General features: G+C 70.7%; 7 protein-coding genes. 1 reads left to right on the top strand and 6 read right to left on the bottom strand.

The window, feature by feature from the left end:
* Nucleotides 1-39: 39 nt before the first annotated feature.
* The 3 genes from ACFPZI_RS13890 to ACFPZI_RS13880 form a co-directional block, all read right to left on the bottom strand.
* Nucleotides 40-990 (bottom strand): SPFH domain-containing protein, encoded by a 951-nt coding sequence (locus ACFPZI_RS13890; RefSeq protein WP_381362903.1) that lies wholly within the window; start codon nucleotides 988-990, stop codon nucleotides 40-42.
* Nucleotides 991-1158: 168 nt separating this feature from the next.
* The gene (locus tag ACFPZI_RS13885; RefSeq protein WP_381362901.1) at nucleotides 1159-1590 is read right to left on the bottom strand and encodes an NfeD family protein; all 432 of its coding nucleotides are present in this window, start codon (nucleotides 1588-1590) and stop codon (nucleotides 1159-1161) included.
* A 165-nt stretch (nucleotides 1591-1755) separates the two neighbouring features.
* A complete protein-coding gene (locus ACFPZI_RS13880; protein WP_381362900.1) occupies nucleotides 1756-2553 on the bottom strand; it encodes an ABC transporter ATP-binding protein in 798 nt (265 codons plus the stop codon).
* A gap of 151 nt (nucleotides 2554-2704) precedes the next feature.
* On the opposite strand from ACFPZI_RS13880, the gene ACFPZI_RS13875 reads away from it, so the two are divergent.
* Entirely contained in the window at nucleotides 2705-3493 is a 789-nt protein-coding gene (locus ACFPZI_RS13875) for a hypothetical protein (protein WP_381362897.1), read from the top strand.
* Nucleotides 3494-3639: 146 nt separating this feature from the next.
* Here ACFPZI_RS13875 and ACFPZI_RS13870 read toward each other — a convergent pair whose 3' ends face one another.
* The 3 genes from ACFPZI_RS13870 to ACFPZI_RS13860 form a co-directional block, all read right to left on the bottom strand.
* The gene (locus tag ACFPZI_RS13870; protein WP_381362894.1) at nucleotides 3640-3885 is read right to left on the bottom strand and encodes a chaplin; all 246 of its coding nucleotides are present in this window, start codon (nucleotides 3883-3885) and stop codon (nucleotides 3640-3642) included.
* A gap of 239 nt (nucleotides 3886-4124) precedes the next feature.
* Nucleotides 4125-4766 carry a response regulator gene (locus tag ACFPZI_RS13865; protein WP_381362891.1) on the bottom strand — a complete coding sequence of 214 codons (642 nt, stop codon included), beginning with the start codon at nucleotides 4764-4766 and terminating at the stop codon, nucleotides 4125-4127.
* Complete coding sequence (locus tag ACFPZI_RS13860; protein WP_381362888.1) at nucleotides 4759-5940, bottom strand: GAF domain-containing sensor histidine kinase; 1182 nt, start codon at nucleotides 5938-5940, stop codon at nucleotides 4759-4761. The genes ACFPZI_RS13865 and ACFPZI_RS13860 overlap by 8 nt, the downstream gene beginning before the upstream one ends.
* Nucleotides 5941-6000 lie beyond the last annotated feature (60 nt).

The following is a 6000-nucleotide window of genomic DNA, read 5'->3' as shown; positions in this document are numbered from 1 at the left end:
CCCCGCCATACTGCCGGTCGTGTTCTGCCGGTCGTCCGGTCAGTCGATGGAGGGCTTCTCCCGGCGCTCCGTGGTGGCGCCCGAGTTGCCGTTGCCACCGCCCTGGCCGCCGCCGAAGCCACCGAAGTTGCCCATGGCGCCGGACAGGCCCTTGAGCGCGTCGCCGATCTCGCTGGGGACGATCCAGAGCTTGTTGGCGTCGCCCTCAGCGAGCTTCGGAAGCATCTGGAGGTACTGGTAGGAGAGCAGCTTCTGGTCGGGGTCGCCCGCGTGGATCGCCTCGAAGACCGTCCGGACGGCCTGGGCCTCGCCCTCGGCCCTGAGGGCCGCTGCCTTGGCCTCACCCTCGGCCCGCAGGATCTGGGACTGCTTCTCGCCCTCGGCGCGCAGGATCTCGGACTGCCGGACACCTTCGGCCTGGAGGATCGCCGCACGCTTGTCACGGTCGGCGCGCATCTGCTTCTCCATCGAGTCCTGGATGGAGGTGGGCGGCTCGATCGCCTTGAGCTCGACGCGGTTGACGCGGATGCCCCACTTGCCGGTGGCTTCGTCGAGGACGCCGCGCAGGGCCGCGTTGATCTCCTCGCGGGAGGTCAGGGTGCGCTCGAGGTCCATGCCACCGATGATGTTGCGCAGGGTGGTGACGGTGAGCTGCTCGATCGCCTGGATGTAGCTGGCGACCTCGTAGGTGGCGGCCCGCGCGTCGGTCACCTGGTAGTAGATGACCGTGTCGATGTTGACGACCAGGTTGTCCTGGGTGATCACCGGCTGCGGCGGGAACGGGACGACCTGTTCGCGCAGGTCGATCCGGTTGCGAATGGTGTCGATGAACGGGACGACGATGTTGAGGCCCGCGTTGAGTGTGCGTGTGTAGCGGCCGAAGCGCTCGACGATGGCCGCGCTTGCCTGCGGGATGACTTGGATCGTCTTGATCAGGGCGATGAAGACCAACACCACCAGGATGATCAGAACGATGATGACCGGTTCCATCGTCGGTTCCCCGTACCCTTCTTCGCCTCGGCGCCTCAAAAGACCCTATGCCTGTTGAAGATCTTGCTGGTCGAGTCTGCCAGACCGTCGTACAACTCGTTGGCTGTTCGGCCTAGTTGTTGTCCCGTGGGAGCACGTCGTACGAGGTCGATCGCGCAGGTCGTGCAGTCACATGACGATCGCCGTGGCTCCCTCGATCTCCACGACGTCCACTTCCTGGCCGACTTCGAAGGCACGGCCGGAGTCGAGGGAGCGTGCCGACCAGACCTCGCCGGCCAGTTTGATCCGGCCCCCGGAGCCGTCCACCCGCTCCAGTACGACCGCCTGTTTGCCCTTCAAGGCGTCCACGCCGGTGGCGTGTTGGGGGCGTTGTGCGCGTTGTCGCTTCGCGATGGGCCGCACGACGGCGATGAGAGCGGTCGAGACGACGGCGAAGACCACGACCTGGACCACGGCGCCGCCACCGAAGATTCCGGAGACCACCGCGGCGGCGACGGCGCCCACCGCGAGCATGCCGAGTTCGGGCATCACGGTGATCACCAGCGCGATGCCGAGTACCGCCGCGCCGATCAGCCACCAGAGCCATGCATCGATGTCCACATGGTCATGGTAGGACCGCGCACCCGGTCACCGACAGAGCGCCCGGGGTGTGAACGGGCCTTCTTGGCCCGGTTCTTGAGGGCGGACCTGTCTCGGTGCGTCCCGGGACCTTTGGACCTGCTCCCTGAATCCTCCCCGGGCAGGGCCGGGTTCGGGCCGCCGGCCTCAGGCCATCGGGAGGCCCTGTGCGGTCCAGCGGTCGCCGACCTGCTCCACGAGCAGCGGGAGACCGAAGCAGAGGGAGAGGTTGCGGGAGGTGAGCTCGAGTTCCAGCGGGCCGGCGGCGAGGACCTTGCCCTGGCGGATCATCAGCACGTGGGTGAAGCCGGGGGCGATCTCCTCGACGTGGTGCGTGACCATGACCATGGAGGGGGCGATCGGGTCGCGGGCGAGGCGGCCGAGGCGGCGTACGAGGTCCTCGCGGCCTCCGAGGTCGAGGCCGGCGGCGGGCTCGTCGAGGAGCAGCAGCTCGGGGTCGGTCATCAGCGCGCGGGCGATGAGGGTGCGCTTGCGCTCGCCCTCGGAGAGGGTGCCGAAGGTGCGGTCCACGAACTCGGACATGCCCAGACGGTCGAGGAAGGCGCGGGCGCGCTGTTCGTCGACCTCCTCGTACTCCTCCTGCCAGCCGGCGGTCATGCCGTAGGCGGCGGTCAGTACGGTCTGCAGGACTGTCTGGCTCTTGGGGAGCTTGTCGGCCATGCCGTTCCCGGCGATGCCGATGCGCGGGCGCAGTTCGAAGACGTCGGTGCCGGGGGTGCCGAGGGTCTCGCCGAGGACGGTGGCGGTGCCGTTGCTGGGGAACAGGTAGCTGGAGGCGATATTGAGGAGAGTGGTCTTGCCGGCGCCGTTGGGGCCGAGGATGACCCAGCGCTCGCCCTCCTTGACCGACCAGGAGACCTGGTCCACCAGAGCCCGGCCCTCGCGGACCACGGATACGTCCTGAAGCTCCAGAACATCGCTCATGAGCGCGTTGTCTCCCCTTGCAGTGTGGCCGGGTCTCGGCTGTGTCGTACGCCTGTGGTCGGTCCGCCGCGCCCGTGGGCGCAGCCCTTCATGAAATCTACGCCACCGGTTGGCCCGGACATCCCATCGGTCCGGTCCTTAGGGTGGGGGCATGCTCTCGGAACCACGTTCAGGACGTCTCACCTCATGGGGAAATGCCCTTGTTGCCGGTTTTGCCTCTCCGGACGACGCCGTGCTCGCCATCGTCGGTGGCGACGCGGTGCACCGGGTGGAGGGGTTGCCGGGTGAGTCCGCGCCGGTGGGCCTCACACTGGCGCTGGGCCGGCTGCGGGCGCTCGGGGTGACCGGGCTGCGGATCGCGCTGCCCACGCCGGGGCATCCGCTGGGGCTGAGCGGGCCGCCGGAGTTCAACGCGCGGGCGCTGGAGGCCGGGGAGGCGGTGGTCGGTCACGGGGTCCCCTTGGGGTTGGTGCCTCGGGTGCGGGAGGCTGGACCCGAGGGTGATGTGCATGTGGAGGTCGTCTGGCACTGCCTGCCGGTACGGGAGGCGCCGCCCGCCGATGTGCCCTCGCTCGGCGAGGCGGAGCGGGAGCTGGCGGAGGCGCTGCGGGAGGCGACCGAAGTCCTGACGCGGCTGGACGTGGCCGGGTCGGGGCCGGTGGCCGAGGCGGCGATCGACGCCTACCGGGCGCGGGTGGAGCCGGGGCGTCAGGTGCTGGCGCCGGGATATCCGCCGCGGGCGGTGCGGGTGCTGGAGCTGGCGCAGCGGGTCGCGGCGTTGGTCTCGCTGGCCCGTACGAACGGGCACGGGGGTGCGGTGAGCGCGTCGGAGATGGCAGCCCGCGGGGAGGCTCTGCGCCCGGTGGAGCGGACGGCCCGGCGGGCGCAGGTCGCGGCGTACAACTCCGTGGTGGAGGAGCGGGAGCGGGGCGTCGGGTGAGTGCCGGTTCGTCGGTGGCCGGGGGAACGATCCTTATGACCCCGGTGCCCCGGATGACCCCGGTGCCCCGGACAGCGACGACAACGCCGACCGGCCTCCCGGGTGGGGCCGGGAGGCCGGGGTCGTCACCGGTTCGGTGACAGGCGTCAGCCGTTGACCGCCACGTTGCCGAAGGCGGGGTTCAGCAGGCCGATCACGTTGACACTGTTACCGGACACGTTGACCGGGACGTCGACCGGGACCTGGATGACGTTGCCCGAGACGACGCCCGGGGAGCCCACGGCCGTGCCGTCGGCGTAGGCGCCGTCGGTGGCGGAGGCCATGCCCGTACCGGCGGCGAGCAGTCCGCCGGCCATCATCGTCACGGCCGCTGCCTTCTTCAGGTTCTTCACTTTCCGAGCCCTCCTCGCGGTCGCCGCGGCAGGCGCCGCGGTACGTACGGGACAACGGCGGGGGCCGAAGAAGGATGCGCCATTTGGGTGACATTCCCACGACGGTATGAATCTCGGACCGGAGGGGAACCATCCGCCCGGCCCCGGACGTCACGGCGCTGGACGTCACGGCCCCGGACGTCATGCGCCCGGCCGCCAGGCAGCCGGGCGGGACTCGGGCGTCCGGAAGCACCCGAGGCTCAGGTGCTCAGCCCGTGGCGTACGGCCCACAGGGCGGCCTGGGTGCGGTCCGACAGGTCGAGTTTCATCAGGATGTTCGAGACGTGTGTCTTCACGGTCTTCTCGGAGAGCACAAGGGCGCGGGCGATCTCCCGGTTGGAGCGTCCGTCCGCTATGAGGCCGAGCACCTCGCGTTCCCGCTCCGTGAGCGAACCGGCGCGGCCCTGACCGGAGTGGGTCTCCTCCTGGGCCAGCAGGGCACCGGCGACCTCGGCCTGGAGGAGGACGTGCCCGGCGTGCACGGAGCGGATGGCACCGGCGAGCGCGTCGGGGTCGATGTCCTTGTACACGTATCCGGCGGCGCCCGCGCGCAGGGCCGGGACCACGGTGCGCTGCTCGGTGAAGCTGGTGACGATCAGCACGCGCGCGGGGTGGTCCAGTTCGCGGAGCCGGCGCAGGGCGTCCACGCCGTCCATGCCCGGCATCTTGACGTCCATCAGGATCACGTCGGGCCGCAGTTCGTCGGCGAGGGCAACTCCTTCGGCGCCGTCCGCGGCCTCGCCGACGACCTCGATGTCGTCCTGCACCTCCAGGAAGGTGCGCAGGCCCCGGCGGACCACCTGGTGGTCGTCGACCACCAGCACCCTGATCGCGTCAGCCACCGGGAACCTCCATCTCGATCGTGGCGCCCTTGCCGGGCGCCGATTCCACGGTCAGGCTGCCGCCGACCCCGTTCGCCCGGTCGCGCATGGAGACCAGGCCGAGATGGCGTCCCGCGCGGCGGATGATCCCCGGGTCGAAGCCCTTGCCGTCGTCGGCGACCCGCAGGACGGCGCCGTTGCCCCTGCGTTCCAAAGTGACGTCGACCTGGCCGGCCTCCGCGTGCCGCAGCGCGTTGTGCAGCGCCTCCTGGGCCACGCGCAGCACCGCTTCCTCCTGGGTGGCGGGCAGGGCGCGCACACCGTGGCCGGTGAAGGTCACGCGCGCGCTGTGCGCGCGGTCGAGAACCTGGACCTGGGTGCGGAGGGTGGCGACGAGGCCGTCCTCGTCGAGGGCGGCGGGGCGCAACTCGACGACCGCGGCGCGCAGCTCCTCGGCGGCCTCGGCCGCGAGTGCGGCGACCTGCTGGAGCTCTCCCTTGGCCCGGGACGGGTCGCGGTCCACGAGGCGGGCGGCCGCCTGGGCGGTGAGACGCAGGGAGAACAGTTTCTGGCTGACGGCGTCGTGGAGCTCGTGGGCGAGACGGGAGCGCTCCTCTGCGATGGTCAGTTCGCGGCTGCGCTCGTAGAGCCGGGCGTTGGTGAGGGCGATCGCGGCGTGCTGGGCCAGGATGCCGAGGACGTCCTCGTCGTCCTGGGTGAATCCGCAGACGCCATCCGGCTCGGGACCGCCCGAGGCCTGTGGCGGGTGTCCCCCCACAGGCCTCAGCTTGTTGGCGAGGAAGAGGGCGCCGATGACCTCGTCGCCGTCGCGGATGGGCAGGCCCAGGAAGTCGACCAGGTCGGGGTGGGCGCTGGGCCATCCCTCGAAGCGGGGGTCCTTGCGCACATCGGCGAGGCGCTGGGGCCTGTCCTCGCGGAGCATCGCGGCGAGGATGCCGTGCTGGCGCGGAAGGGGGCCGATGGCCTTCCACTGTCCGTCGCTGACGCCGTCGACCACGAACTGGGCGAAGCCGCCGTGGTCGTCGGGGACTCCGAGCGCGGCGTACTGCGCGGCGAGCAGCTCACGCGCCGAGGCGACGATCGTCTTGAGGACGTCGCGCACCTCGAGGTGCCTACTCATGGCCAGCAGCGCGGTGCTCACCGCGGCGAGACCGGACGGGGGACCGTGACTCATGTCCTCACGGTACCGGCGGGTCCCGCCTCCGCGGATCCGTCCGGCGACGGCGGTGACCTG

Origin of the sequence: Streptomyces chlorus (assembly GCF_042655885.1) — a bacterium.
Taxonomy (GTDB): domain Bacteria; phylum Actinomycetota; class Actinomycetes; order Streptomycetales; family Streptomycetaceae; genus Streptomyces; species Streptomyces chlorus.
This window is presented reverse-complemented; position numbering and strand designations above follow the sequence as displayed.

Excerpts from the sequence above, each read along its gene's own strand:
- ACFPZI_RS13890 (WP_381362903.1), bottom strand. The coding sequence starts at position 990 with ATGGAACCGGTCATCATCGTTCTGATCATCCTGGTGGTGTTGGTCTTC.
- ACFPZI_RS13880 (WP_381362900.1), bottom strand. The coding sequence starts at position 2,553 with ATGAGCGATGTTCTGGAGCTTCAGGACGTATCCGTGGTCCGCGAGGGC.
- ACFPZI_RS13875 (WP_381362897.1), top strand. The coding sequence starts at position 2,705 with ATGCTCTCGGAACCACGTTCAGGACGTCTCACCTCATGGGGAAATGCC.
- ACFPZI_RS13860 (WP_381362888.1), bottom strand. The coding sequence starts at position 5,940 with ATGAGTCACGGTCCCCCGTCCGGTCTCGCCGCGGTGAGCACCGCGCTG.